The organism is Synechocystis sp. FACHB-908 (genome assembly GCF_014698595.1).
Taxonomy (GTDB): Bacteria; Cyanobacteriota; Cyanobacteriia; order Cyanobacteriales; family Microcystaceae; genus Synechocystis.
The window spans coordinates 20,431-47,084 of sequence record NZ_JACJTH010000006.1 but is presented as its reverse complement, the minus strand read 5'-3'; the positions used below and the strand labels follow the sequence as shown (position 1 = coordinate 47,084).

Sequence of the window (26,654 nt, the reverse complement as noted above, 5' to 3'; positions counted from 1 at the left end):
AACCGTCCCTAACTTAACTTTCCCATTGTCCATTGTTATCAACCCCTCGCAAAGCAACACTGAGGAGAAAATTTGCTCAAACATTTCAGTAGGGAGAAATATCATCAATATCCCATTGATTTGATGCGGATGAAAACACTGGAGTACTGAGTTCGCAAAAATTTCACCGTGCCACCTGGGGGCCATAATCCCTCGGGCCATGGGAGCAGCGGAACCTGTTAAGGTTTGAATGCTACAAAATACTTTTAGTAGCCATCTTCTAGGGCTGACAAAAGCTGACAATCCTGTTAAAGTCTCTGTAAAAAACTGTGCAGTCCCAATTTAAGCCTGATATCAAAGCCAGGGACGCAAATATCTCCTCCCCACTCTGACTAGCTACTTTGTAGCCTTCCACGCCGACCTGTTCACCACCGGAGATGCCCAGGGCCATGTTAAGTTGCCGTTATACCCTGCAATTGGCGTTGTGCTTTTGCTTACCATTGGGGCTAGTAAATCAGGCTTTGGCCACAGGTTTGGGTACCTTTACTTCTAAGGTGCCAGTAGTAATTGAGCAAGAAGAGAAAGATTTAACCCTAGACCCAGATACCGAAGAGATAAAGGCGATCGCCGCCAAAGAATTTTTCCTTAGCCAAGGACAAGTTCCCACCCCTCCCCTACAACCACTGCCATCGGAAGACGATATTCAGGTCCCCCCTACTAGTCCTCCATTGGAACTAGGGCCAGAGTCCTCCCCTCCCAGCGCCGAAGAAGCGGTGGACACCTGTGGTTATAGACCATCTGCTCCTACCAACATAACGCCCATACCTCTGTTACAAGGGTCGGTGGATGGCACTCCCCTCCGGGTGAACCTACTGGGCATGACGGTATTTTCCCCGAAGGAGTTGTTAGCTTTACCAGCCCTACAACCTTGGCAAACTGATCCCCCCAGCGGCACTGCTCCCCTCATCATTGATACGAATTTGACGGCGGCGGAATTTGAAGTTTTATACCAAGGCATAGTAGAGGGCATTACCCAGCTATACATCAATCAGGGTTACATTACTTCCCAGGCGATCGCCAAACCCATTGAACCTGTTAAAAATGGTGAGTTTTTGGAACAACCAATCCAGGTGGTGGAAGGGCAGGTGGAGTCGATCCAAGTACGGGGTCGGGGTCGTTTGCGCCCAGCTTACATTTGCGACCGGGTAGCTCGGGGAGTTCATAGTCCCATCAATGTGGGTCAGTTGGAGGAAAGTCTACGGCTGTTGCAAATTAATCCCATGCTGGAAAAGGTGCAAGCTAGCCTTTTGCCCACCGGAAAAGTTGGGCTGAGCAATTTATCTGTCACGGTGGAGGAAGCTTTCCCCTTCAGTGCCAATCTCAGTTTTGATAACTATTCCCCCATCAGTTTGGGAAGTGAGCGGATCGGCCTTAGCTTGGACTATAAAAATCTCACCGGCCTTGGCGATCGCCTGTCGGGGAGCTATTACGTTTCCACCACTGGGGGTTTGGACATCCTCGATTTTAACTATCAGGTTCCCCTTAATCCCACCGATGGCACTCTCAATCTACGTTTTGTGCCCACCTGGACTAGAATCACCCAGTCCCCCTTCGACGTTTTTGATATCACCGGCAGCAACCCCCTCTACGAAATCAGTTATCGCCAACCCCTCTGGACTTCTTTAACAGATGAATTTGCCCTTAGTTTTGGTTTCCGTTACCAAGACGGTCGCACCCTAGGGCTAAATCGTCCCGATTTGACCAATTTCAGCCGCACCAGCGTGTTTCAGTTTGGCCAGGACTACACCCTGCGCGACCCCAATGGGCTATGGTTTTTCCGCTCCCAAATGAACCTGGGCACAGGACTATTTGATGCCACCACCAATCCCGATCCTCTACCCAGCGGCAAATTTTTTAGTTGGTTGGGACAAGCCCAGCGGCTGCAAAGACTGGATGATAATAACCTGCTCATTGTGCAGGCAGATTTACAACTCACCCCCGATAGTTTGCTACCGGATTATCTGTTCATCATCGGCGGTGGGCAGTCCCTGCGGGGCTATCGACAAAATGCCCGCTCCGCTGACAATGGCGTTCGTCTCTCGGTGGAAAATCGCATCACCTTGGCCAGGGATGGAGATAATAAATCTGTGTTTGAACTCGCTCCCTTTGTGGATTTTGGCGCAGTGTGGAACAGTGCCGGCAACCCCACCCAATTGCCGCCCAATTCTGTGCTGGTGGGGCCTGGATTGGGCCTTATTTGGCGGGATATTTTGGGTATGACCGGTTTGAGCTTCCGGTTTGACTATGGCATTCCCGTGATCAAATTGGATAACCTGACCGGCAATTGGCAAAATGACGGCCTATACTTCCAGCTCAATTACCGCCCTCCCTTTGGCAAGTAACTGAGAGAGGGAGTTTGGGGAACGCCGTGGTTTTTCCCATTTTTCAGAGATGTCCATTTAGAGTTGTCCTCCCTTGCCGGTGCTTTAGCGGGTCAACTTAACCAGAGCGTTCCAACCAATCAGTTGTTGAAAACCACCTACTCAATGGTGATTGTGGTGGGGGAACTATTGTTACTGCTACCGCTGCCGTTGTTCTGATTATTGTCCTGTTGATGACTGCGGCGATATTCCCGATAAAGGCGATCGCGCCATTCAAAAAATGCACTGTAGGCACTGTTATCCGCCAAGCCAGGAATGCCCTTACCCTTCAACTCCTGGGCAATGTTTAAGTAATTTCCGCCGGGGATTTTGATCACCATACTCAATGCCGCCACCGTTAAATCTGCCAACGTTGGGCGATCGCCAATTAGGTAGGGCTGATGTTGCAGAATCAGAGTTAAAGCCTCCAAGTCCTGATGCAAGCCCCGCATGGCTTCCTTGACCGCATCACCACCAAAACCAACGCCACTGCCCAATAGGTCTAACATAGCCGGGGGTACTGCACTGACTAAATTTTTGAAAATGCCTGGGGTTTGTTTGGGCAAAATAGAAGCCCGCAGACCAGGATTTTGGTTCAACGCCCCCACCATGGCAACCCGACCCTTCAGACCAATGGATTCGTCGGCCCATTCTTCCATCAGCAAGCATTGTCCCCGTTGCACCGGATCGTGGGGTAAAAGGGAATTTTCGGGGTATTTACGGTCTAGGTAGAGGGCAATTTCCGTCGAATCTGCAATGACAATGTCCCCATCCTTGAGCACTGGAACCTTTGTTTGTCCAGAAAGACGGAGCAAATCGAGCTGACCAACCCCCGGCACCACTTCCACTGTCCGATAATCCAACCCTTTAAAGTCGAGAATCAGGCGGACTTTTTCCGAATATTGGGACAGTTCAAACTGATGAAGCTCAAGCATGGTAGGAATTTTAGCAGTGGGTGTACAATCGAAGGCAAACTTTGTTTAAAGTCCAACATAACATGACTCTCTCCCTCCCTGGAGCAACCTAGTCTCAGCCAGCCATTACACACAGAATAAATTTCAAACTTACTAATAGTTTTTGTCCTTAATTTTTGATCATCAGCAAGACTTTTATGGACTATTTTTTAGTTTGTGGGTTAGGGTATCTGGGACAACATTGCGTTGTTGCGCTGAAAAAATTTGGCGTTAAGGTAATTGCCATTGAAAAACAGCCACCGCCCCAGTGGGAAATTAAAAATTTAGACCATTACCTAGACCGATTAATTATTGGCGACTGTAGTCAAGCTAATATTTTACTCCAGTTGCCTATTAGTCAAATTCGAGCTGCTTTAATTGTTACCACAGTCGAAAAAATTAATCTTGAAACAGCCATAACCATTCGTACTTTAAATGCTAATACCCGTTTAGTTGTCAGAAGTGTACGGGATAATCTTAATTTTTTATTGAGTAACGAATTAGGGAATTTTATTGCCTATGAACCCAAACATTTGCCAGCCAATGCTTATGCCCTTTCTGCCCTGGGCAAAGAAACCATTAGTCTGCTCAATTTAGGAGGGATAAAAATCAGAATCAATCGCTTGCAAGTTCCCGGTTATCACCATTGGCTCAGCTACAGTTGTGTGGATGAAATTAATAATCGTCACCGCCGTATTCTCAGCCACGATCGGCAGGGCGACTCTCCGTCCCAATCCATTGAGTTTCACTGCTGGCATCCAGAAGCAAAAATTCAGCCCCAGGATACGATTATTTACGTGGAAACAGAGGATAATTATTCCCTTAACAAGGGCTATGGCATTAATCCAAATAGAAAAAAGATTAGTCTAAATTTTCTATATTATCGCAGTTTGATACAGACCAAAATTAGTGACTGGGTCAAAAATTTTTGGGGGCTAAGCCTTAAGCAGCAGGTGGCGAGGGTTGCTATTATCTATGGCTTGGTAGTGTTTCTGCTTTTAATTACGGGAACGGTATTATTCCGCTTCTTTTACCCCGGCACCACCTTGGTTTCTTCCTTTTACGTCACTGCTATTTTACTCTTAGGCGGTTACTCTGACCTGTTCGACTCCTTTGAACCCATATCAACTTTGCCGGAATGGTTACAGTTATTTAGCCTGGCTCTCACTGTTACCGGCACTGCCTTTGTCGGAGTTTTATACGCCCTATTAACCCAGGCTTTATTATCATCTAAATTTCAATTTTATAATAAACGTCCCCCTATTCCCGAAGCTGACCATGTGGTGGTTATTGGCTTAGGTAAGTTAGGTCAAGAAATTACCAAGAAATTGCGGGAATTAAAAATTAATGTGTTGGGATTAACTTTTAATCCTATTACTAGCCAGTCAGATTTTTTAGATCTTCCCTTAATTTATGGCCATAATTTAGTCGATAGTTTACAGTTAGCTAACTTAGAAACCGCCAGTAGTGTCATTGTGGTCACCGATGACGACATTGTTAATATTGAAACGGCGTTACTGACTCAAAAAATTAATCCCCATTGTCAATTAGTAATTCGCACCAATGGCGATACCTTAACCAAAAATCTAGGACGATTATTACCAGAAGCAATTATTATTGATCCCTATGTAGCAGCGGCGGAAGTGTTTACAGGGGCAGCCTTTGGCGAAAACATTCTCGGTTTATCCTGTTGGCAAGAACAGACGGTTTTAGTCACCCAATATTATATTGAAGAACAGGATACGCTCCAGGGTTTATCAATTGCAGAGGTGGCCTATGGTTATGGAGTAGTGCCAATAATTTATCAAGATAAATCCGAAGATGAAGCGATTTTTTTGCCCTCGGAAGACCGATCATTAATGCCTGGAAATTTGCTAATTGTTCTAGCAACAATGGCAGGTTTACAATCGATTGAAGCAGGTGATTTAAAGCCCAAGCAATGGAAACTTAAAATTATTAAAGCTAGTTCTAAAATGTCTGTTTTCGACGGCATTAGCGCCATCGCTCGCATTGCGGGTTGTTCCTTAAAAATCGCAACGGAAACAATGAATAACTTACCGGCAACTTTACCCGTTAAAATGTACCATCACCAGGCGACAAAACTTAAAAAAGTGCTCCAGCAAAATCAAATTGAAAGTGTAATTGAACAAAGTTTGGCACCAATTTCCTAATTAGTAGTAATTCTCTTTCTTTTCCTGACAAAATTGCCGTAAAATACTGATGGCAATAGTTTCTTTATTATTCCCAACGGCGATCGCCTGACTTTAGTTTCCCTCTAACCTGATCCCATGGCCCTTAGCTTTAGTAAATACCACGGTCTCGGCAACGACTTTATTTTGGTGGATAACCGCCAAAGTACGGAACCCTGCTTAACCCCAGACCAAGCCCAACAGTTGTGCGATCGCCATTTTGGCATTGGGGCGGACGGGGTGATTTTTGCTTTGCCGGGGCAGGGGGGAACGGACTACACCATGCGGATTTTTAATTCCGACGGTTCGGAGCCGGAAATGTGCGGCAATGGCATCCGTTGTTTGGCCAAGTTTTTGGCAGACCTAGAAGGGGTGGAGGAAAAGACCTATCGCATCCACACGTTGGCGGGGGTAATTACGCCCCAACTGTTGGCCGACGGCCAGGTCAAAGTAGATATGGGGGAACCCCAATTATTGGCGGAGCTTATTCCCACCACCCTAGCGCCAGCGGGGGAAAAAGTGGTGGATCTGCCCTTGGCCGTAGCGGGGCAAACCTGGGCGGTGACCTGTGTGAGCATGGGTAATCCCCACTGTTTGACCTTTGTGGATGATGTGGACAGCCTCAACCTGACTGAGATTGGTCCTTTGTTTGAGCATCACCCCCAATTTTCCCAACGTACTAATACGGAGTTTATCCAGGTTTTAGGAAGCGATCGCCTGAAAATGCGGGTCTGGGAACGGGGAGCGGGTATTACTCTAGCTTGTGGAACAGGGGCCTGTGCCACAGTGGTGGCGGCAGTATTGACCGGCCGGGGCGATCGCCGTTGCACGGTGGAATTACCCGGTGGCAACTTGGAAATTGAATGGTCTGCCCAGGACAATCGGCTTTATATGACGGGGCCAGCCCAGAGAGTCTTCAGCGGCCAGGCGGAGATTTGAACAAAAATACTCTTGTTTTACTTTCTTAAGGAATGTTGCCAATGGGAAAGAGATAAAGACATTGAGCAACGTAAACCCATTTCCAGCTACTGCATGGATGGTGGGCGGCTAATCTGTTCAACTAAGGGACGGCCATGCCCTAGAATTTGATGGACATCTTTTCAGCCCAACACCGCTATTTTTCCACCCCATAACTAGTTAATCAGCTCGATGAACATCCCCATCCTTGACCTTAAGCCCCAGTACCAAAGGATCAAAGCCGAAATTCAACAGGCGGTGAATGGTGTCTTGGAATCGGGACAATTCATTTTGGGCAAAACCGTTGCAGATTTTGAGCAAGCCGCCGCCGATTATCTGGGGGTGAAATATGCCATTGGGGTTAATTCCGGCACCGATGCCCTGATGATTGGCCTAAGGGCATTGGGCATTGGCCCGGGGGACGAAGTAATTACCACCCCCTTTTCCTTTTTTGCCACGGCGGAATCCATTAGTAATGTGGGGGCTAAACCGGTTTTTGTAGATGTGGCGATCACCGATTTTAACCTTGATCCCGACAAAATCAAGGCGGCCATCACCCCCCGCACCAAGGCGATTATGCCAGTGCATTTATTCGGTCAGCCGGCAGCCATGGCCCAAATTAAAGCCCTTGCCGATGCCCATGGTTTGAAAATTATTGAAGATTGTGCCCAGTCCTTTGGGGCTATCTATGCCGGTGATTGCTTGGGTTGTGACCAGGGCTGTGATGACCAAGTTAGACAAGCCCTAGTGGGTCAATACACTGGGGCCATGGGGGATGTGGGCGCATTTTCCTTTTTTCCCACTAAAAATCTGGGAGCCTATGGTGACGGTGGTTTGATCACCACTAACGATCCGGCGATCGCCGATTTGGCCCGCTGTCTGAGGGTGCATGGTTCTAAACAACGCTATCAAAACGAAATGCTGGGCTATAACTCCCGCTTAGATGCGTTGCAAGCGGCCATTTTGAACGTCAAACTATCCCATTTAAAGGAATGGAGCCTGGGCCGTCGTCGGGTGGCTCAGACCTATAATGATCTGTTCCAAGGGGTGGAAGGCATTATTACCCCCACCATCACTGCTGGCCATGTGTTTCACCAATACACCCTGCGGATTTTGAACGGTCAAAGGGACGCCCTCGCTAACGCAATGCAAGGCATGGGGATTAGTACCATGATCTATTACCCTGTGCCCCAGGATCAATTGCCGGTGTACCGGGGTCAGTATGCCCCCAACCCCATCAGCGATCGCCTGGCCACGGAGGTGTTGAGTTTACCCATCTGGCCGGAAATGGAAACCGAAACGGTGCAAACGGTGGCTGAAAAAATTAGCCAGGTTTTACCTAGTTTGTAAACTTCTCCCACCATCAATCATCTATGCCCATGGAAGCCGGACAACAATTCCTCACCCCCGCTGAGTCCCACGCTGTTGATGGGGCCCTGCTCAGTCAGTCGGAAAAGTTTCTCACCCGCCTCACCATTTCTTCCTTCCGGCTTTTGCAAACCATTGCGGCGGAGGAACAATTGGCGATCGCCGACCTCACCCCGGAAATTATCATTGCTTGGTTTGAAAAGGATGCCAAAAGGAAACGGGAGCAGGGGACAGAAAAACCTGTGCTGGATTGGTAGGGTTCAAATCTGTTTCGTCAAAATAAGTTAGGTTAGGTACCCTTCCCTTAACCCGGCGATCGCCGCTGAGGTTCTGTCCCTGGCGTTGAGTTTACGCATAATGGTCTGCACATATTCCCGCACCGTGGAGCTGGCGAGATGTAATTCCTGGCCAATTTCGCTATTGGTTTTGCCTTCCGCCACTAACCTTAAAATGGCCACTTCCCGCTGGGTCAATTCATCCTTCTGAGATTTGCGATAATCGGCGATCGCCTCAAGGCGACTGTCAATGTAAGTTCTGCCCTGGAGTAGACATTCCACCGCCAAATTAATTTCCCCATTACCCAAACTAGATTCTAAAAAGATGGCATCGGCTCCGTACTGCTGGGCTTCTTCCACAATGGCCGCATGGTCATTCAACAGCAATAGTAAACACTGCGGCGATCGGGCATGGGCTTTGAGTTGTTTCAGCAGGTCTAAACCGGAACCATCCTCTAACCGTTGGCAAATGACCACCACCAATGGCTCTGGCTGTTGTTCAAAGTAGGTTAGGGCTTCGCTTTGTAGGGTAAAAATTTTGACTTTCTTTTTGTTTGGTCGTTGAGAGGAAATGCGGGCGACGGATACGGCAAACAAACGGGGATACAGGCAGGCAATGACGTTAAAGTGATTCACCAAAAGCTGAAACAGGTCATACCTGGCATTAAAAACGAGGGAATCGGGGTCAAATTCCATGGATGGTTAGGTAACGGCGGGGTTTTGATGCCAAAAGTTCTTTCCCCGTGACAAAGTGGGACGCTAGGGAGACATTCCCTAATCCTGGCACAAGAATGTTGACTTGTTGTTGGGGACTTTCACTCAGTTTCCCCCCAAATTTGGGGGGTCAGGGGGGCTTTTAAAACAGGCTGTTAACTGATTGCCTAATTATGTCCCCTGGCAGGATTACGGTCTGACTAAGGTATAACTAGAGTGTAGAGTGCCCTGTCAGATTGGCTAAATGCAAATAAAAACAGCAATTTCCCTTCCAGATTCGGTTTTTCATGAGGCAGAGGCCCTCGCTCAGCAATTGGGTTTGTCCCGTAGTGAGCTTTATACAAATGCGCTGAAGGCCCACTTGGAGAAGTATAGAAGGGGAGAAATTTTGCAGAGGCTGAATCAAGTTTATGCCGAAGAAACTTCTGCTCTAGATCCAATTATGGCCGGGATGCAATTTTTGTCTCTGCCCTCCGAGGACTGGTAATGTATCGGGGCGAAATTTGGTGGGCGGATCTGCCTAATCCCGTCGGCTCAGAAACGGGTTATCCCCATGAAACTTGAACGGATCACCATCAACCCCAATCAAATGAATGGTCAACCCTGTATTCGGGGACAACGTTTGACAGTGAAAAGGGTAATCGATTTACTTGCTACCTATCCAGACCGCCATGAACTAACTCTACCAGGAATTTCCAGAGTTGGAAGAGGAGGATATTCAACAGGCTTTGGCCTATGTTTCAGCTTGTTGGGAAGATGCTCGTCGGGCCTCAAACTCTAAAATATCTGTGGCCAACGATTCTACCGTTTCACATTTGAACAGTTCGTCCCGCGTTTTTAAATAATCTCCCTGATCTGATTGCCATCGGGAAAGCAATAGAGCCAGTTTTGATGGGGGAAGTTTCTGTTCCAGAATTAGTAAGGCTTCTTCTACCACATCTTGTTCCTTGGGGATCTTGAGATTCATCGCTCTCCCTCTGTTAATAATAAAATGAAGCTTACTGGATTTAGGGCTTTGACTTTTCCATGATAACGACGGAGCAATCGATCATCACAGGCTAAAAAATAATCACATCCACCCTTTTCTGCGCTGGCCATGTGCAAGGCATCAATGGATTTCACTCCCATTTGCTCTAAGGATTGCCCCCTAGCCACAATCTCTTCATCCATGGGCACATAGGCTTTGGCTAGGGCTAAACACTGCTGTACCCAACGTTGTCTTGGCGGATAGGGATTTTTCTGAGCTTCAAACTCTAAGACTGCCGAGTTGAGAAATTCGACCTCTTCTGTTTCCACCAGTTGCAAAATCATCCTCAGAGCTTGGGTCTTTAAGGCAATCCTTGCCTGGGTTTGATCGTCAAAAACCCGATTCAACACGCTGGTGTCTAGATAAAGTTTCACGGTATGGACTTTTAAACGTTGGTCAATATTCTAAGCGTCAACATCCCGAAGAGGAATAAGGACAGTAACCAGAGCTTGATTAACACAACTTCACAATCACCCTCTCAAGAAACTATTCAGAATTGACGTAAACAGCTTTCTTTTTCAGGAAAACCCTATCTTGATCTAGATACACAACAGTTGTGATCTGGGTCACAACCATTGAGTGATTAGGGACAATACATTTCTCGATTTGTGTGGTTTTTGTTACAAAAAATCGTATTTCTACGGAGCAGTAAAAAATTCAAATTTAGTGAAAGTCCAGTATTAGTGCCAATACGCACAAATTGTCATTTCCCTACAATAAAGAAGTAAAGAAAAAAACAACATTCATTTCCCAAGACCGACGAGCGATACATCGAGTTACCACCCACGAGGCCACGGGAAGGAGGCGACAAATTATGTTCACTAAATTCAATCAAGTTCTTCTAGCTTCTGGTTTAGTTCTGACTTCCCTAGTCGGTTTTGGCTCTTCCGCTTTTGCTGAAGGTGCTAATGTATTTGCTAATAATCCTGAGATGGAGACTTTGACTTGGTCCCCCTCCAAAGAGACTGAAGGGAAGGCTATTGTTCTTACTAACAACGGGGAATTAACGTTGACTTCTATCGGAAATGTCAACGTCAAATCTAACAGTTATTTGGGTTTTACTGTGTCAGTGAGTTCGGCTAATGGAGTTACGGCAAGTGCGGCTGGGGGAGTGCTTAAACATCCGGATGCTGGCGATACCATTATCTACACTATCAACTATAACGGGTCAGATAAAACACTTGCTGCTGGTGTAGGAGATATGGAAACTCCATCGGCTGACATACCAGATTGTTCTGATGCTACTGGTTGTGACCGCGATGTTAAAATTGCAATCGCAGAAGAGCAAGTTGTTAGTAAGCCTGCTGGTACTTATTCAGATACCCTTACTTTCACATTGACAAATAAATAGTTAAATTAAGGGAATTGGCGTTCGCACGAAGTTTAGCTAAGCTGAAATGTTGTCGGACGCCTACTTTTATCGGAGGGTAGTTGTAGTGAGGATTTCTTATCAACGTTCTAGTCAGATGTCTGCCCTACCTGCTCTTGCGTGTAGCTTGCTAGGAAGTATTGTTTTCAATCTGACACTACCGACAAGGGTAGACGCTTCTCCCTCTTTCCAATTATCCCCTATGGAAATGAGATTAAGCCCCGTCGGGGGCGGAGCAAGCCGCTCATTCCTGCTCCAAAGCACTGGCACCCAGCCCGTAGCCGTTCAACTTAGTGTTGCTGGCCGGAAGATGTCTATAGATGGAGTGGAGGAACTACCTATAGAAGAGGAAAATTTTGTTCTTTATCCCCCCCAGGTGATTCTCAGGCCCAATCAAGTGCAGGCAGTAAGGGTTGTTTGGGTAGGCAATCCCACTCCGGCGCAGGAACTCCCTTATAGGATTATTGCCGAACAAGTGCCCATTGATGATCTTCAGCCAACAGTTGATATGCCGACCGACCGTAGAGTTGCTGACATCAAGGTTCTATTTAGGTATGTGGGCACGATCTATGTTACCCCTCCTAATGCCTCTCCCAAAGTGTTTCTAGAAGGTGCCGAGCCCTCAACTACAGAAGATGGTTCCCAGAAGTTAGTACTTAATTTCGAGAATCAAGGAACTGCCCATCAACTACTCAGGGGTTTGACAGTCAATCTGACTTCAGAGGGAAAAACTGTCACTTTAAGTGGGGATGAACAACTGAAAGGGGTCATTGGGGAGAACATACTAGCCGGCAATAAACGCCGTTTTGTTTTGCCCTGGCCCAAAGAATTGCCTGTTGGCCCTGTTACCGCCACCTTTACCACCAATTAATTGCTAGCCGATCGCCGGGAGAGAGTGCGTATGGAGCATCCCTAGCTTCGGCTCGGAGGTATCACCATGCGCCTATTTATTTTTTCCCTTAGTCTGGCAATTACCTTGAGTCCTAGCTTGGCCATGGCCGAAAAAGTCAATACCACTGTGGTTATCCCCAAGCCAGCCAAAAGTCTGGTGCTCAAACCCAACGCCACCGAAGGGTTTGCCCAAACTTTGCGGGAACCTAGGGCCCCAGCCGCTTCATCCGGGCCCAGAGCCAGCAAATAGATTTCGCCTCCAGCGATCACCTTCCGGGGGAAAGGCATCGATTCCGCCCCTCCTTCGGAAGCCTTTTTTGTAAAATAGGAATCAATGGATCATGTCCCGTCAAATTCTTCTTTTGCTTAGGTTGCCCCATGACCACTATCATCGACAATGACCTTGAAGCAATCCTGACAAAGATTGACAGCCGGTTGGAGCGCATAGAGTCTGACCTGACTACCATCAAAGTTTCCCAAGCCAGAGTAGAAGAAAAACTAAATTCCCTAGACGACAGAGTGGGAAAACTGGAAGACAGTCAAAACCGCCAAATTTGGACTTTTAATTATCGCTATTACCGGAGCTACGGCCGCCGGCGTCATCAAGTTTAGCTTTTTCCCCAATCCCTAATATAAATTAGCCAAAAACTGTTCCAAATCCGCCATGGTGGTGAAATCCAGCAATGCCTCCCCAAGCTCCTCCAACTGAGGCACAGCAAGCTCCCTAATTTGGCCAATCTGCTCATTAGATAATTCCCCCAGCCGCCTAGTTAACAGCCGCACGATCAAATTAGCCTCCCCCTCCTGACGACCTTCCTCAAGTCCCTCCTGAATACCTTCTTGACGACCTTCTTCAAGTCCTCTTTGGCGACCTTCCTCAAGTCCCTCCTGAATTATCTCTTGATAGAACAGAGACTTGGTAATGTCCATTTGTTTCAGATCCAGCATTTGCATAATGATCTCCTTGGTTAAGTCAGGGAACTTGTTGGCCAGTATAGTCTCAATCAAACTGAGCCGCCGTTGAAACTCATTGTCAGTCGGTGCTGATCTTAATAACCCCTTGCTCAGTTCCAGGGTTTTATTTTTGTCCGCAACCAAAAGTTGCAACAAAGCTAAATTAGGGCTTGATGCCTCCCCTGTCCTCAAATCACTTAGGTAAAGTCTAGTCACCCGCTGGGCCAACAAATCCCGATAGGGCAAATCATTCCCCAATCGTTGCTCCCGGCTCTGCAAAATCATTAGTCCCCGCCAGTCACGGCTAACCCTGTACTGGTAAAGGTAAACGAATAGCTGCGCAAAATAACGTCCATAAAATTGCTCATCCGCCTGCATTTGGGCTTCAGCAAAAATTATGGGCACTAGGGGATCCTCCGACACCGGCATAAACACCCCGTCCAGGCGAAACTCTTTTTCCTTCACCACCGGGGCACTGTAAACAAACTCCCACTCCGGCTCAATGCCTGGCACCAACTCCGCCATCATCCCCGGCTGGGATAAAAATAACTCGTAAAACCATTTGTCTGTTTTCATCCTTTGAATTTTAGCCTGGGAATAGGCAATTTCAGGAAAAGCCCTATGCAATACTAATTTACCGCAATACAAATATTTGTGTTAGGACAGTTCGCCTTTGTAGTTCCCATCATAAGCCTCCTCCTGGAAGGCTTTTTCCAGAACAGTAATAAGCAATTGTAACTAAAAGGCATTGTCCTATTGGTCACCCATTGGGCGGAACACGGAAAATCATACTGATGTGTTCTATACCGTGGTCATCATAGGGATCACCAACCTTTGTAAAACCAAATTCTGCATAAAACTCGGTAAGGTGAGCCTGGGCTGAAATCTGCAGATCTAAGTTTGGATACTCCCGCAAGCTTTTCTGGATGCAGGCTGCGACAATCTTCCTGCCAGCGCCCATTCCCCTTATTGCTTTACTTGTGAGCACCCGACCGAAAGATGGTTCCGGGTATCTGGTATTGGGAAAATTCAGTCGTGCGTAGGCCACTAATTGTTGATCATTGGTGCGACCAAACAGGTGCCATGATTGTTTATCCAACCCGTCAGCGTCTAGATATAAACATCCCTGCTCTACCACAAACACTTCCTGCCGTAGGGCAAGCATTTCGTGCATTGCTTCCCCAGAAATATCATTAAACCGTTGCCAAGACCAATTAATTTCCACGGCGATCGCCTTTTTTCCATATTGGCAATTATTAACCTAATTTTTTTCCCAAAAGCTGTCGCAATACTGGGAAATTTTGAGTTAATTGTCCCCCAACTTGGTGAGCCAGGGGACTTTTTAAACAATTTTTAGGATTGGAGAGCAATTAAGTCGCAGGCGTTTCCACCTGTACTTCATCCAACGGTTGGGGTTGGGTGGGTTGTTGAAAAATGCCCCAGATGGCCTGGCCAACGCCATAGAGTAACACTATTGCCCCCACAGCAAAGATCAAGTCGCCGGGAATCCGCAACCAAACAGTGCCCTGCATCCAACTGGAACCAATTACCTCCGCACTGCGGGCGTACCAAGTGCCATGGTTAATGGATTGCATCAGTTGATAGAAGCCATTGGGAATCAGCCCCGTGACTAGCATGGTTACTAAGCCGCCATTGATCCACCAGAAAGCAAAGTTAAATTTCTTTTCATTCCAGAATTGGTCGGGGGTAATTTCCCGCAGGGCAAACAGCATCAAGGCGATCGCCAGGGAACCGTAAACGCCGAAGAGGGCAGAATGGGCATGGATGGGGGTGGTGTTAATGCCCTGGGAATAGTAGAGGACAATGGGGGGATTGATCAGGAAACCAAAAACCCCTGCCCCCACTAGGTTCCAGACACAGGTGGCAATGAAAAATTTCAGCGGCATACGGTAAAAACCTTGGGCTTCCTGGGAGAGTTTGAGGGATTTGACCACTTCAAAACCAATTAGGGTCAAAGGAACCACTTCCAGAGCGGAAGCCACCGCTCCCATGGCGGCGATAAATACCGGAGTCCCAGCAAAATAGAGATGATGGAGAGTACCAATCACCCCGCTACCCAGGTACAAAATGGTGGTCAAATAGGTTGCGCGCAGGGCCGCAGAGCGTTTCAAGAAACCTAATTCACTACATAGATAGGCGATCGCCACCGTGGCAAACACTTCAAAAAAGCCTTCCACCCAGAGATGGACTACCCACCAACGCCAATATTCCGCCACACTGATGGGGGTGTGATTGGTGTACATTAACCCGGATGCATAGAACAGGGGAATGGTGATGGCACTGTAGAGGAAAAAGTGATTTAGGCCGGTTTTGTTCCCCTCCGCTTTCAGGGCTGGTCGCAGGGCTCGGAACATTAGCCAGAGCCAGAAAACCATGCCGCCGATGAGCAGTAATTGCCAGAGCCGACCCAATTCCACATATTCATAGCCTTGGTGACCGAACCAAAAACTCTGATCGTTGCCCAGGTAACCTTGGATGCCGAACCAGGCCCCGACGAGGGAACCAACGACGACGAGGGTTAAAGCTGCTAAAAGTATGCCATTGCCGATCGCCTGGCCCTTGGGTTCATGTTTGCCAAAGCGAGGGGCAAAATATAATCCCGCCGCTAACCAACAGGTGGCGATCCAAAATACTGCCAATTGTAAATGCCAGGTGCGGGAAGCCGCATAGGGTAAATATTGCTGGAGGGGAATGCCGTAAAATCCTTCCCCTTCCACAGCGTAATGGGCTGTCACCATCCCCATTAATAGCTGGACTCCAAATAAAGCCATGGCCACCCCAAAAAACAGAGTGGTTATCCTTTGGCTCGGAGTGGCTAGACGGAGGGCTGGTCGTTCTGCCACTGCCTGCACTTCTTCCGCATCTTCTTGGGTTAAATACACAAATAGGAACAAGGCGATCGCCGCAATCAGGACAATCACCGACACAATGGACCAGACAATAAATTGACCAGGGGCTTGGTTGCCAATCAGATCATCGTGGGGCCAGTTGGCTGTATAGGACAGGGGAGAATTGGGGCGATTAGCCGCCGCAGTCCAAGCAGTCCAGGCAAAAAAGGCCGTCACGTCATGGCGATCGCCAGCTTCTGGGAACCAATCCCTCGGAATGGAGTGAATAGCTGAGCCGTTCAGCAAAAGAGCTTGATAATCATCAAAAACCTGAGCTAAACCCTGGGTTTGGGCATTGGTTAGGCTTAAAATCCCCGTTTCTGGATCGTAACGGTTAGGTTTAAACTCCTGTTTCACTTCTGCCTGGAGTTGGGCCTGTGCCACTGGTGGCAATGCTTCCAAATCCGTTTGGCTAAAATTTGCATCGCCATCGTAGAGCACACCGGCCGTAGCCAGCCCCCAACGGTGCAACACATCCGCCGTCCAATCGGGAGCAAGGTAACTGCCATGGCCCCACACACTACCAATATGTTGTCCCCCCCGGGCCAGGTAAGTTGCTTGGCCCCGTTGCACTTCTGCTTGGGTCATAACGATCTCCTGTTGGGGAGAAACCATCGTGACGGGAATGGGGGGAGCATTTTTATAGATAGCAGCCCCTGCCCCCAGGAGCACAGAAAAAGTAACTACGCAAACCAGTACCAACCAGGCAGGCAGTCCGAAGGATTTAGTCCGGGGTGGTGTGGCGATCGGGAGATCAAAGGTTGAATTTGCCATACACAAAGAATGAAAAAATGGCGATTAATTAACAATTCTTTAGAAATAAATTTCCACTGATTCGGTAGATTCATTCCTGTTTTAATTGCTTTTACTTTAGATGAGTTATCCTTATTTTTTCCTTGACTTAAGTCAAAAATAACCTTGAGAAAATCTAAAGTTTTTAGGAGTCAGAAGCTGATATTTATGGATTCTAACCCTAGACCTAGGGGCATAGGCACAAACCGGAAGAGCCATCAATGCTGGCAACGGCAACGGTTTCCCAAAACTCATTTGACTAAAATTAGCCATGGCCAAGAAAATTTACGCCATCTGTTACCCTAGTCAATAGTACTGACAAATTTAGTGAATATTATGGTCACGACAAAAACCCGAGAAGTTATTAAAAATCATTAAAAATTATTAAGCTCTTAATTCCTAAATCCCATGACTGTTGCTCCGGATCTGGCCCTTTGGCTTAGTAAAACCCTGATGTTTCAGAATATTGATTCCCATCACCTGGAAATGATCACGGCGATCGCCCAGGTCAAAAGCTATGGCAAGGGGGATGTGGTTTTCAAAGAGGGGGATAAACCGAAGGGATTTTTCATTGTCCGATCCGGGCGGGTCAAGATTTATAAAATTGCGCCAGGGGGAAAGGAGCAAATTTTGCGAATTTTTCATCGAGGAGAACATTTTGCTGAAATAGCAGTGTTTGATAATCTTCCTTTTCCAGCTTCAGCGGCCACTTTGGACCAGGCAGAAATGATTTTTTTCCCACGTTCTCCTTTTTTAGAAATGTTAGCCCAGCATCCCACCCTGGCTTTGAATATGTTGTCCAGCCTATCTCGCCATCTGCGCCATTTAACCGCTGTAATCGAAGAATTATCCTTCAAAGATGTGCCCCAACGGTTAGCTAGCTATCTGCTCCGGCTAGGGGGAGTGGACACTGGAACGGTGGAGGTATTATCTCTATGGGTGACTTTGGATTTACCCAAAAGCCAACTGGCCGCCCAATTAGGAACTATTCCCGCCACCCTTTCTAGAGCTTTCTACCAATTAAAAAATGAAGATTTAATTGCCGTCAAGGGAGCCGAGATCCAATTATTAGACTGCGATCGTCTGCGGGCTTTGGCCAAACGAGGAGATGGAATGAAAAATTGAAGCGTTTACTCCTCCGTTATCAGTGTCTTAATTTATTGGGAGCAATGGTAGGGATGGCGATTCTCAATAAGTGGTCTGCTATGTCTATCGTCAATGATTATTTGTAATTGCAAACAAATTTGATTATCTTCAATGATGCTAATTTTAAACTTAAAGCTTTGTAGTTATTCGGAAGTTAAATAGGGTTTTAATCTAAAGAAATCCAATGACCATTTAGCCTTTGCACAATTGCTGTTGCCTCTTCATAACTTTTAGCGATCGCCCAAGTATGGTGGGTTTTGCCATTACTTTCCCGCAGATAAATTTGATTGGGTAACAGGGGATGGTCAGCGGTGGTACGGAGATAATCTTTGTTCAATTTGCTATGGAATTGGGAATAGATGGACGTATCCCAGGGTATTCCCCGGTCCCAACCCGGCACCACCAAAGGATTAGCTCCCAATAAAATTTGGCACGGCACTAACATGGGGCCTTTATAAATAGCATAGGCGATCGGCATACAGGTATTAATTGCTAAGGTGACTAATTCACCATATTTATGCATTAATGATTGTTGCCAATATTGGGTAATTAAGGTGAAATCTAACCCCGCACTTCCCCTAGTATCTAAGAGTTTATTGAACTTTTCATATTCCGTTCGCACAGTGGTGATTTCCCGTTGCCAAGCATATTCCAATGGACTTTGACCAAAAACTATCTTGCCTGCTTTGAGTAATTTCCATTTTTCACCAATTTTTAAAACGTCCAATTTTGCCGGTGCTTGTAGAGTAAATTGATAATTCTTCCCTGGGTTTTCATTAGTTGCTTTAAATAGTTTGGCGAAGCTAGCCAGGGAACTAAAATGGCTAAAGGATTCGGGACGAGGAAATAGATAAAATCCTTGGTTTTTGAGTTGCATTACCCAAAAGTTACCAACATTATTTTTTTCTAGAACATCTTCTTGGTCAATTAACAGAGAAACCCGCTGACAATAAACTTCTAATATTTGGGGAGTTTCGTGATAAATGTCAATAATTTTACTGATGGGTAAATCTAATAGAGGAGGGGGTTGTTCAACTATTAAATGGGGATAGGCATCGGCGGGAAAGGCAGTGGGTCGGCTAACTACAGTCTCAATTTGACTGATTTTTTGTTTAAGGACTTCTATTTCTTTGATTAAGTCAGCATTACTCTGGGTCTGAACTTCATTATTTTTTTGTGCTTGAAAAAATCGTAGGGCCGCAAACTCCTGTTGTAACTTAAGTTGATTTTTTTCCAACTGAATCAGCTTAGCTTGATTTAATTTATCCGGTTGATTGCCAGCCATGTTGTTTAATTTATCTCTTACTGTTAATGATTTTAATTAAACACGCCTTTTTCGACTATTTGCCAACGGCGATCGCCGACTAGGAGAAGTTTAGCGGGCTTGACTAGGTTAGGGTTTTGTAAATTGCCATAGCTGTCAAAAAAGGAACTGTTAGTCAGTAGTCTTTGCCAGCGGCTGAGCATTAGATTCGGAATTAACCAAATTTCTTCCCCAATGGTAAAGGCCAAATAGGAAGCTTGGCTCCTTTCTCCTTCTTCAAATTCCTGGCGATCGCCAAGACTAAGATTGCCTGCCTTGCCATGGATAACACTTTCTGTGGGCTTAAGGTATTGGAACTGGGATTGATCATCAAAAAAATTCTTATTGCCCTGGTTAAAATTAGTGATGCAATATTCTAAGCTGAGGCCAAAAGATTGGGTTGATTTTTCGGTATTTTCTACTTCTACTAAGGCATCTATAGCTTGTTCTTCATTGCTTATTGCATGGCCTTTGGCATCGATACAATTATTTTCTAAAAAATAATTATAAACATCTGCCTCGATAATCGAATCTGGTGTATTCGGTTGATTTTCACCTGGTAAAACAATATCAGTTTGGGTAACATTAATAACTTTGCGTTTTGCACCCCTAGTAAGCCTAGAAGCGGTAATTTTTTTTAAAGTTTTGCTTCCCATTTGTTGGAGAGATTTATTTTTACTAGGCTTAGTTGAAAAAGCATTCAACAAGTCAACTGCCAACTTGCCGACGACGATACTCAAACCTATGGTGCCAGCAATAAACAAATAAATCAGAATTATCAAGTCTTGGCTTTTCTGAACACCAATTTCAGTGGTGGTTTCTGCCCTACCCGAATTTACTGTGGGGGTTGGCGTCGGCGCAATGGTTGGACTGGTCGACTCGTCTGGATAGTAAGGGGTATTATTAACTTGACTTTCCTTTGTTCGTAAACCAATCCAGCCCCTTTCATCTACAGAAAAAGTGACAATTTTATACCAGCAAAAACCGTCATAAAATTTGGCATAGATGTCAGACAAAGCAAATCTTCTGCCAGCGGGAATTTCGGCAATAATTTCACCATTAATATTGGGAATATCGTAAACGTCCAAATTAAAATCAGAAAATGACATCTGATAATCCCTCATTGCTGGACAAGGATTATTTTGCTGAGCATAAACTGGACTAATGCTCCGAATTATTACAACAATAAAAACAATTGCAAAATTTCTCAGTCTATTCATAAATTCATTTATTTGTCGCCAAAACTCCCTTTTGAAGTTAGCTTCCAATGATTTTCTTTAATTAACTCTAAATGAGCAGGAAACTTGAGTTCAAATCTATCTGATACGGCATTCATTTCAAATATTCTACTATCATTATTTAGTTTAATTAATCTTGATATTTTCGGCATGGTAGCATTGGGAATTAAGTAGAACTGATTATTGAATTGAAAAATAAGGTAAATAGCATTGGCTTTATCTGAAATTGACTTAAACTCTATAATTGGTTCCCCATCAATAGCTCGTCTATTGTCTTTAGATTCTTCTGTTAGCTCAACAGGAATAAAGTTAGGATGATTGAAATAATCGACATTTAGTTGTGCGTACTGCTCAAGAATAATTTTTACTTGATCAATTTGTTCTTTTTGTTGCTCTATTTCCCCTACTTGAAGTTCATTTACATTAAAGCTTTTTGGCCGATTGTCGTGGTATCGATTGACTGAATTTAAATAATTTAACTGACTGCTCAGGTCGGCTACCTTTGTGTGTAAAGTAATATTTTTTTCTTTATATTTTTGAATTTGATTACTTAATACATTTAGTTGTTGTTGCACTTGATTGATATCGGAAGTATTCAAAAGTATTTTTTTTCCTTGTGTTTCTACGGTTTCACTGATTTTTTTGACTTTTCTGAAGTCTGATGAAAATCCACGCATTTTTTTGTTATTTAAAATACTAATAGCAATACTAACCATTGAAAATATGAAGGCAAGTATTGAAGCGGTAATGGAGATTGATATCCACGACTGTTCTGATATAAGTTTAAAAAATTCCATGAGTTTGATTTTTTACCTAATTTAAATTCTATGAGACTATCAATTATATTTAAGATTTAGACCACTTATCTGCAATTAAATCAATAAAACATTTAAGTACGATTAAAAAAGTTGGCTCTGCTTCAAATTCAGATACTGGGCCATGTTTCCGAAGACAAGCTTTCTTAATACGAGATTTCAAAATTACTTGATCGTCATTGCTCAACTGATAAAGTCCAGATCCATCAAAATTTCTCAATATATCAACTTCATTTATTCCTAATTCTTTGACTGTCTGATTAAAATTTTTAATATAATTTTCTAATTGGGAAAAAGACGCAATTTCAAACTGATTTATTTCTTCCCACTCATCATCAGTTTGTAATAAATCTTCAGATCCATAATCCTTACCATTGATTGTGCAAGACTCCCCTAGAAAAGGATAAGTTTTCTGGTTAGTTGCAATGCCCTGAAGCTTTTCTCCATCTTCTGGAACAACTAACCCTCCACACACTTCTTCTTTGGGATATTCAGATAGCGTAGAAACCTCTGGATTGTATGATAGCCCAGATGCTTTTGTTAAAAGTCCCTGAAAAAGAATATTTACTTCCGATGATTCTGAAAATTCACCTGTTGGAGTTAGCCAATGTAGAAATCGAGAACCATTGCCACCAAAGAGAAAAGTAGTTGCTATTCCATCCGTGAAATGCTTATTTTGTACGTGTAGTATTCTTTGGATTAGTCCAACATAGTGAAATAGACCTCCGACAGCAAAACTAATTAGCGTTCTGAATTCACGATTTCTCCGCTTGTCGCAGTTGATAGCATAACCTTCCGATAAAATTCTTTCTGCATTACTTCTCATATAAGTATCAAGGGCAGAATCAAAGTTATTACCACTTAATACTTTCGCAACATTACGAGCAGCTTCTGGCGGCAAACCAAAAATTTCATCAGTAAAATTAAGATTACTTTCTAAAATGCGGTGAAAGATATTTCTTCCAGCAAATGGCACCGAAACTTGATGTATTAAATTGTTATCTTGCCAAATTGAAATATCTGATGTGCCGCCTCCAATATCAATACAAGTTGTGTTAATGAGATTCTTTTTGAGAATATCGGCAAAAAATTGTGCAAAAGCAACGCTTTCAGTTCTTAGTCCTCTGTCATCTACGATGTGATTTTGTCCACTGACTAAATTCAACTGGTCTAGTACACGCTTCCAAGTAATCTGGTAACGATTGAGATCCATCGTGGAAAAAGCAGATGGATAAGAAATGGACCATTTTACTTCTCGAACTTCTTGCCATGCCGCTTGGGCAGCAATCATGCGTGCCAGTTGTGATAAAAATGGACGCTGATGCTGTACTTTTTCCCATTTAATGTTTGTTTTAATAAACTCTTTATTGAGTTCATATTTATCGAGCCGAGGAAAATATATTCGACCATCTACCACAAGCTCTGGAATATCTCCATCTATTTCTTGCCATCCCCTGGTGGTTAGCATTGCTAGCATGGGAGGATTATTACCTTCCGGTAAAAGCAGATCAGGAATGAAAAATTCTCGATAAATTACTGTTTGAATATCTTCCAAACTGTGGGTGATTTTCAGCAAATTAGTTTGGAGTTGCAACCTTTCTGGAGTACCGCTAGAGCCTTTCCGCACGTAAACATTGGTAAATGACGTGCCGAAATCTAATCCCACCGTCCAAGTGGTGGCATTTCCGCCCTGGGCTTTGGGTATCCGCAGAGGAATAAGACCAAGCGGCTGGGCATTTTTATCAATCGCCAGGAGGACATCGGGGTAGGCATCACATTTCCAGTACTGATAACTTTCCTGACCCGATCGTCGATTTTCCGCTTGGGCATTGGGAGTGGGCTGATCCACCCGAAAAGCTAACTCACCATACTCTTCCGTGGTTTCCACTAGCAAGAAATATTCTTTCCATAAACTGGGAGGCACATTGGGCCAAAGCGCCAAGGTGGGAAAATCCTGCTTAATTTCATTTTCCGCCTTGAGGGGATATTCCTGGGACATTGTATAGGCCACAGGCCGCTCAAATCCTGATATTTGCACCGTCAGCGAAATCCGTACCCCCGGGCCTTCAGGAGTGGAAACCGGGGCTAACTCCACCTGTTTTTCCAAATCTTCACTGCTGAAATATTCCCGCAGAAAGGGCTTAAAGGGTAACAGAATGGTCAGATTATCCAGATTTAGCTTTTGGTCTAACCAAGTGCCCGGTAACAAACCCTTTGTTTTGTGGAAATAAAGATTATCTTGGAAAATATCCGCCGGGGTAGCAAAAATGGCATCGGAACGCCGGTGAAGATTAGGATCAAAATTGAGCAGAGGGGACGCGTCAATAACATTAATTTCCTGGGGTTGTTTACCTAACAGTCCTGGTAGTTGTACTGGATCAAGAATATAAAGTTGCTTACTGGGATTGCGACTGGCTGAAGCAATTACCCTCACATTGGAAGGATTTTGTACCGCCTCCGCTGGATATAAAGCATTCAACGGAGGTGGAGCTAAAGGAATACCAAACGGTAAATTTTTTGTAGTAGGTTGAAAGACATTACTGGTGGTGACCCCCAAATCTTGGATATAGTCGTCAATCATCCCCGAAACCCGTCCCGCCAAATCCTCATTTTGGGGATTACGCATCAAATTACCCTTCAAATTTTCCAACCAAGGCAACAACACCTCCTTTTGATTGGGAGCCAAACCATTGCCAATGGGATTAGTGAAAAAGCCATTTTTTATCCACGCAATACGGCGACTTAAATGCTCAGGAAAATAACCCGTGGGGCAAACAATGGTGGCCGGACTAGTCATACCGATCGCCACGCCGTCCAGTTCAAACAAATACAACTCCGCCCAGGGACCATCGGGGGGAACCATGGCCAACACATTATCTTTATCGTTGGGGCGCAATTTCCAAAGACAGCGGGCAAATTCCTTATCTTGATAATCCTTGAGCCGCACCTGGGTGGCAGTGATCTTAAGATTTAAATTTTCCGCCAGGGCTAAAGCCGTTAATAAACCTCGATATTGCTCAATTAACCAATCCCGACTGGGGTATTGTCGGTTGCGAAAAGCCGAAATTAATTGCAACGGCCGAGACCAAGGACTAGGGATAGAATTTACTTCCCGGTAGGCTCCTGCTTCAAACTCCAAACTATTACCCAAGCGGTTAAACAATCCCACTCCCTCGGCGATCCATTCCCCTGGAGCAGCGCCACCAGCAAAATCTTGATTAGTTTTGGGAAGTAGGGGTTGGTTAGTCATGGTTAGTCAGGCAATTAAAAATAAAGCTGGGGGAAGGGAAAAATAGGGTGCAATTAGCCTAGGTCAAAAAGCTGATTCACAGTTAAATGAACGTAAAGCGGACTAAAGTAAATCAAACAGGGCATGGGCTAAGCCAAAAACGCCTTTATCATAACTTTTGCCCTCATCTGCTAAACGGTTCTTGATTGTGTCCAGGCGATCGCCACTTTGCGCCGCTTGACTTTTCTCCTTATCAATAATTAATTGGTGGAGATGTTCACGATAACCGGGGTTTTGTTTCAGATCGTCCAAATGTTTGAGCTGAAAAAGTTGCTCGCCATTGACATGGGCAGAGGAAACCTGTTGGGCCCATTGCAAAAACTTCTTGGCCCAGGCTGTGAGTAGATCATTTTTGGCCACTTCCTGGGCATTGTCCACCAGGGGTTTATCCTCTTCCCCTGCCCTAAGAGCAAAAAAGTGTTGGAACCAAGGAGCACCCTTCGCAAACTTTTTACCTCCCAACTTCCGGGCCGCTTCCAACTCCAAGGAAAAGTTATAGAACCAAGCGTAGGCAAAGCGCACTCCCTTACTGAGGGCTAATTTAGCGATTTCGTCATCCGGCAAGTCCGTCCAAATCAGACTATTGATATCCCCCCGACTGATGTAGTGGGCCACCGTTTCCCCCATGGGTTGATCGAAACCATGGTTAGCGGCCAGGGCGGCGTACAGTTCGACAAAATGGGCCCCATTTTCCTGATTTTTGCCCCCAGTGTGGGAATCATACCTAGTTTGGGCATTGTCCCCAATCAAGTACACACTATCAAAACAGCCTTGGGACTGCTCCGTTAAGTATTGCAATGCCGCTTGGGTATTGAGGGCAAAAAAGCGAGTTTCGGCAAACACCGTTTGATCGCCGTCGTCAGGACGTTCAAAGGCAAAGTACGGTAACAACAAAGATGCGTGAATACGAACTCGAAGATTGTCCTGTTTTAACTGATTACTAATTAGTTTAGCCAGGGTAGGAACCCCGGAAGCTCCTGTTCCCCCAAAGATACTGCCAAAGAAATGCACCACCACATCATTGCCCCGACCTACCCCTAAATCCGTGGTTAGATTATTAAATAGCTGTTGCCATCCCCCAGCCTGGGTTTGCTGGAGACTATCCAGTTCTAAACGACTCATCACCGCTGAACCGATGGGAGGCCGGCCCCGAAACCCCACTCCTAGATCGGCAGTTTGTTCCGCTGGACTGTAAAGGGCATCAAATAATTTTGCTAAGGGAGGAGCACTGGCCCGCAAAGCTTGTTTGTTAAAAACCCCTGCTAAGTTGTTGTTATGAACTTGGTCCCCCAGGGGATTCCAGGTGCCGTAGTGGAAAAATTGTCCACTCATTAAGGGGCTTTTCCCTTGGCCAAAAGCTTTTTGGGCATCGTCGGTGGTACGGAAGTTGACCCCAGTTCTTTGAGAGTTGCCGTTAGAGGTATCTGCATCGACCAATAAAATTCTTAGTTCGGAGTTGTCGCCGTACAGCCCCAGGGAATGGAGAAAAATGGCCGCTTCCACGCATTTAGCTCCACTGCCCCCCACACCGATGGCATAAATTTTTTGCATGGCTTAACCTCTAACCTCCATAAATTTTGCGTAATAACATTGACCCCGGTGGCACGTAGCGCATGGATTTGGGAGTGGCTAGGGCCGTGGGCAGCCAGAAAATTAACAAGACATCGACAATGATGAAGCCCAGTAGCCAGAAAAATGGTTCTAGGTTACGGCTGTCATCAAACCAGCCGTTAAGGAAACTCAGACCCACTAGAGCCAACATGGTCACTACACCGAGGACAATGGCAAAAATCCACCAAAGACCGCCGGTGCTGAGCACGTCCTGGGCCTTGGTGAAGCCACTGCTGAGGGCTTTAGCAATCCAGAATAGGAGTAACAGCGCTCCCAATACATAAACCACGTAAAGGGTGGGGAATAAAATCTCTGCGGCCCATTTATCCAAGTTACCCCGGGATAAACTCAAAGGCAGTCCACTTCCCCCTAGCAACCATGGCTGTAACCCAAAAATGACAATGGTGGCGATCGCTACTGTAACCACCAGGGCCACTATCTCCGTAATTTTCATA

Annotated in this window: 23 protein-coding genes; 10 read left to right on the top strand and 13 right to left on the bottom strand. The window is 45.4% G+C overall.

Going from position 1 to position 26,654, the window contains the following annotated elements; genetic code table 11:
- Nucleotides 1-428: 428 nt before the first annotated feature.
- Nucleotides 429-2,381, top strand: a complete 1,953-nt coding sequence (locus tag H6G46_RS01005; RefSeq protein WP_020861901.1) for a ShlB/FhaC/HecB family hemolysin secretion/activation protein — start codon at nt 429-431, stop codon at nt 2,379-2,381.
- A 137-nt stretch (nt 2,382-2,518) separates the two neighbouring features.
- Here the strand turns inward: H6G46_RS01005 and H6G46_RS01000 are convergent, their stop codons facing one another.
- Nucleotides 2,519-3,334, bottom strand: coding sequence for a glutathione S-transferase family protein (locus H6G46_RS01000; RefSeq protein ID WP_010874264.1), 816 nt, complete (start codon nt 3,332-3,334; stop codon nt 2,519-2,521).
- A 176-nt stretch (nt 3,335-3,510) separates the two neighbouring features.
- Between H6G46_RS01000 and H6G46_RS00995 the strand changes: the two genes are divergently transcribed.
- The 4 genes from H6G46_RS00995 to H6G46_RS00980 all read left to right on the top strand — a co-directional run bounded on the left by H6G46_RS00995 (nt 3,511) and on the right by H6G46_RS00980 (nt 8,123).
- Nucleotides 3,511-5,523, top strand: coding sequence for an NAD-binding protein (locus tag H6G46_RS00995; protein WP_010874265.1), 2,013 nt, complete (start codon nt 3,511-3,513; stop codon nt 5,521-5,523).
- Nucleotides 5,524-5,640: 117 nt separating this feature from the next.
- Nucleotides 5,641-6,480 (top strand): diaminopimelate epimerase, encoded by an 840-nt coding sequence (dapF, locus tag H6G46_RS00990; RefSeq protein ID WP_010874266.1) that lies wholly within the window; start codon nt 5,641-5,643, stop codon nt 6,478-6,480.
- Nucleotides 6,481-6,690: 210 nt separating this feature from the next.
- Nucleotides 6,691-7,848, top strand: coding sequence for a DegT/DnrJ/EryC1/StrS family aminotransferase (locus tag H6G46_RS00985; protein ID WP_010874267.1), 1,158 nt, complete (start codon nt 6,691-6,693; stop codon nt 7,846-7,848).
- Between the two features lie 23 nt (nt 7,849-7,871).
- On the top strand, nt 7,872-8,123 hold the full coding sequence (locus tag H6G46_RS00980; protein ID WP_010874268.1) for a hypothetical protein: 252 nt from the start codon (nt 7,872-7,874) through the stop codon (nt 8,121-8,123).
- A gap of 27 nt (nt 8,124-8,150) precedes the next feature.
- Here H6G46_RS00980 and H6G46_RS00975 read toward each other — a convergent pair whose 3' ends face one another.
- The 3 genes from H6G46_RS00975 to H6G46_RS00960 form a co-directional block, all read right to left on the bottom strand.
- Nucleotides 8,151-8,837, bottom strand: a complete 687-nt coding sequence (locus tag H6G46_RS00975) for a response regulator transcription factor (RefSeq protein WP_010874269.1) — start codon at nt 8,835-8,837, stop codon at nt 8,151-8,153.
- Nucleotides 8,838-9,588: 751 nt separating this feature from the next.
- Nucleotides 9,589-9,822, bottom strand: coding sequence for a hypothetical protein (locus H6G46_RS00965; protein ID WP_020861899.1), 234 nt, complete (start codon nt 9,820-9,822; stop codon nt 9,589-9,591).
- On the bottom strand, nt 9,819-10,256 hold the full coding sequence (locus H6G46_RS00960) for a PIN domain-containing protein (protein ID WP_010874270.1): 438 nt from the start codon (nt 10,254-10,256) through the stop codon (nt 9,819-9,821). The genes H6G46_RS00965 and H6G46_RS00960 overlap by 4 nt, the downstream gene beginning before the upstream one ends.
- Before the next feature lie 440 nt (nt 10,257-10,696).
- Here H6G46_RS00960 and H6G46_RS00955 point away from each other — a divergent pair, with 440 nt between their 5' ends.
- The 4 genes from H6G46_RS00955 (at nt 10,697) to H6G46_RS00940 (ending at nt 12,754) form a co-directional block, all read left to right on the top strand.
- On the top strand, nt 10,697-11,233 hold the full coding sequence (locus tag H6G46_RS00955) for a hypothetical protein (protein ID WP_010874271.1): 537 nt from the start codon (nt 10,697-10,699) through the stop codon (nt 11,231-11,233).
- 220 nt (nt 11,234-11,453) lie between these two features.
- On the top strand, nt 11,454-12,122 hold the full coding sequence (locus tag H6G46_RS00950) for a fimbria/pilus periplasmic chaperone (RefSeq protein ID WP_223211310.1): 669 nt from the start codon (nt 11,454-11,456) through the stop codon (nt 12,120-12,122).
- Between the two features lie 66 nt (nt 12,123-12,188).
- A complete protein-coding gene (locus tag H6G46_RS00945; protein WP_010874273.1) occupies nt 12,189-12,392 on the top strand; it encodes a hypothetical protein in 204 nt (67 codons plus the stop codon).
- Nucleotides 12,393-12,520: 128 nt separating this feature from the next.
- Nucleotides 12,521-12,754, top strand: a complete 234-nt coding sequence (locus H6G46_RS00940) for a hypothetical protein (RefSeq protein WP_020861896.1) — start codon at nt 12,521-12,523, stop codon at nt 12,752-12,754.
- A gap of 15 nt (nt 12,755-12,769) precedes the next feature.
- On the opposite strand, the gene H6G46_RS00935 is transcribed toward H6G46_RS00940, so the two are convergent.
- From H6G46_RS00935 to H6G46_RS00925, 3 genes are all read right to left on the bottom strand, one after another.
- Nucleotides 12,770-13,672 (bottom strand): DUF2887 domain-containing protein, encoded by a 903-nt coding sequence (locus H6G46_RS00935; RefSeq protein ID WP_010874274.1) that lies wholly within the window; start codon nt 13,670-13,672, stop codon nt 12,770-12,772.
- 184 nt (nt 13,673-13,856) lie between these two features.
- Nucleotides 13,857-14,321 carry a GNAT family N-acetyltransferase gene (locus H6G46_RS00930; RefSeq protein WP_010874275.1) on the bottom strand — a complete coding sequence of 155 codons (465 nt, stop codon included), beginning with the start codon at nt 14,319-14,321 and terminating at the stop codon, nt 13,857-13,859.
- Nucleotides 14,322-14,466: 145 nt separating this feature from the next.
- Nucleotides 14,467-16,779 carry a nitric-oxide reductase large subunit gene (locus tag H6G46_RS00925; protein WP_010874276.1) on the bottom strand — a complete coding sequence of 771 codons (2,313 nt, stop codon included), beginning with the start codon at nt 16,777-16,779 and terminating at the stop codon, nt 14,467-14,469.
- A gap of 426 nt (nt 16,780-17,205) precedes the next feature.
- Between H6G46_RS00925 and H6G46_RS00920 the strand changes: the two genes are divergently transcribed.
- A complete protein-coding gene (locus tag H6G46_RS00920) occupies nt 17,206-17,922 on the top strand; it encodes a Crp/Fnr family transcriptional regulator (RefSeq protein ID WP_010874277.1) in 717 nt (238 codons plus the stop codon).
- Nucleotides 17,923-18,109: 187 nt separating this feature from the next.
- Here H6G46_RS00920 and H6G46_RS00915 read toward each other — a convergent pair whose 3' ends face one another.
- The 6 genes from H6G46_RS00915 to H6G46_RS00890 all read right to left on the bottom strand — a co-directional run bounded on the left by H6G46_RS00915 (nt 18,110) and on the right by H6G46_RS00890 (nt 26,653).
- On the bottom strand, nt 18,110-19,228 hold the full coding sequence (locus H6G46_RS00915; RefSeq protein WP_010874278.1) for a hypothetical protein: 1,119 nt from the start codon (nt 19,226-19,228) through the stop codon (nt 18,110-18,112).
- 32 nt (nt 19,229-19,260) lie between these two features.
- The gene (locus tag H6G46_RS00910; protein WP_020861893.1) at nt 19,261-20,355 is read right to left on the bottom strand and encodes a hypothetical protein; all 1,095 of its coding nucleotides are present in this window, start codon (nt 20,353-20,355) and stop codon (nt 19,261-19,263) included.
- Between the two features lie 119 nt (nt 20,356-20,474).
- A complete protein-coding gene (locus tag H6G46_RS00905) occupies nt 20,475-21,200 on the bottom strand; it encodes a hypothetical protein (protein ID WP_020861892.1) in 726 nt (241 codons plus the stop codon).
- A 130-nt stretch (nt 21,201-21,330) separates the two neighbouring features.
- The gene (locus tag H6G46_RS00900; RefSeq protein WP_010874281.1) at nt 21,331-24,549 is read right to left on the bottom strand and encodes a hypothetical protein; all 3,219 of its coding nucleotides are present in this window, start codon (nt 24,547-24,549) and stop codon (nt 21,331-21,333) included.
- Nucleotides 24,550-24,651: 102 nt separating this feature from the next.
- Nucleotides 24,652-26,139: a hypothetical protein gene (locus tag H6G46_RS00895; RefSeq protein ID WP_010874282.1), complete on the bottom strand. Its 1,488-nt coding sequence runs from the start codon at nt 26,137-26,139 to the stop codon at nt 24,652-24,654.
- A 10-nt stretch (nt 26,140-26,149) separates the two neighbouring features.
- Nucleotides 26,150-26,653: a hypothetical protein gene (locus H6G46_RS00890; protein WP_010874283.1), complete on the bottom strand. Its 504-nt coding sequence runs from the start codon at nt 26,651-26,653 to the stop codon at nt 26,150-26,152.
- Nucleotide 26,654 lies beyond the last annotated feature (1 nt).

Excerpts from the sequence above, each read along its gene's own strand:
- H6G46_RS00915 (WP_010874278.1), bottom strand. The coding sequence starts at position 19,228 with ATGGCTGGCAATCAACCGGATAAATTAAATCAAGCTAAGCTGATTCAG.
- H6G46_RS00975 (WP_010874269.1), bottom strand. The coding sequence starts at position 8,837 with ATGGAATTTGACCCCGATTCCCTCGTTTTTAATGCCAGGTATGACCTG.
- H6G46_RS00965 (WP_020861899.1), bottom strand. The coding sequence starts at position 9,822 with ATGAATCTCAAGATCCCCAAGGAACAAGATGTGGTAGAAGAAGCCTTA.
- H6G46_RS00890 (WP_010874283.1), bottom strand. The coding sequence starts at position 26,653 with ATGAAAATTACGGAGATAGTGGCCCTGGTGGTTACAGTAGCGATCGCC.
- H6G46_RS00940 (WP_020861896.1), top strand. The coding sequence starts at position 12,521 with ATGACCACTATCATCGACAATGACCTTGAAGCAATCCTGACAAAGATT.
- H6G46_RS00925 (WP_010874276.1), bottom strand. The coding sequence starts at position 16,779 with ATGGCAAATTCAACCTTTGATCTCCCGATCGCCACACCACCCCGGACT.
- H6G46_RS00995 (WP_010874265.1), top strand. The coding sequence starts at position 3,511 with ATGGACTATTTTTTAGTTTGTGGGTTAGGGTATCTGGGACAACATTGC.
- H6G46_RS00910 (WP_020861893.1), bottom strand. The coding sequence starts at position 20,355 with ATGTCATTTTCTGATTTTAATTTGGACGTTTACGATATTCCCAATATT.
- H6G46_RS00895 (WP_010874282.1), bottom strand. The coding sequence starts at position 26,139 with ATGCAAAAAATTTATGCCATCGGTGTGGGGGGCAGTGGAGCTAAATGC.
- H6G46_RS00935 (WP_010874274.1), bottom strand. The coding sequence starts at position 13,672 with ATGAAAACAGACAAATGGTTTTACGAGTTATTTTTATCCCAGCCGGGG.
- H6G46_RS00985 (WP_010874267.1), top strand. The coding sequence starts at position 6,691 with ATGAACATCCCCATCCTTGACCTTAAGCCCCAGTACCAAAGGATCAAA.
- H6G46_RS00950 (WP_223211310.1), top strand. The coding sequence starts at position 11,454 with ATGGAAATGAGATTAAGCCCCGTCGGGGGCGGAGCAAGCCGCTCATTC.
- dapF (WP_010874266.1), top strand. The coding sequence starts at position 5,641 with ATGGCCCTTAGCTTTAGTAAATACCACGGTCTCGGCAACGACTTTATT.
- H6G46_RS00920 (WP_010874277.1), top strand. The coding sequence starts at position 17,206 with ATGACTGTTGCTCCGGATCTGGCCCTTTGGCTTAGTAAAACCCTGATG.
- H6G46_RS00945 (WP_010874273.1), top strand. The coding sequence starts at position 12,189 with ATGCGCCTATTTATTTTTTCCCTTAGTCTGGCAATTACCTTGAGTCCT.
- H6G46_RS01000 (WP_010874264.1), bottom strand. The coding sequence starts at position 3,334 with ATGCTTGAGCTTCATCAGTTTGAACTGTCCCAATATTCGGAAAAAGTC.
- H6G46_RS00955 (WP_010874271.1), top strand. The coding sequence starts at position 10,697 with ATGTTCACTAAATTCAATCAAGTTCTTCTAGCTTCTGGTTTAGTTCTG.
- H6G46_RS00980 (WP_010874268.1), top strand. The coding sequence starts at position 7,872 with ATGCCCATGGAAGCCGGACAACAATTCCTCACCCCCGCTGAGTCCCAC.
- H6G46_RS01005 (WP_020861901.1), top strand. The coding sequence starts at position 429 with ATGTTAAGTTGCCGTTATACCCTGCAATTGGCGTTGTGCTTTTGCTTA.
- H6G46_RS00905 (WP_020861892.1), bottom strand. The coding sequence starts at position 21,200 with ATGGTTAGTATTGCTATTAGTATTTTAAATAACAAAAAAATGCGTGGA.
- H6G46_RS00900 (WP_010874281.1), bottom strand. The coding sequence starts at position 24,549 with ATGACTAACCAACCCCTACTTCCCAAAACTAATCAAGATTTTGCTGGT.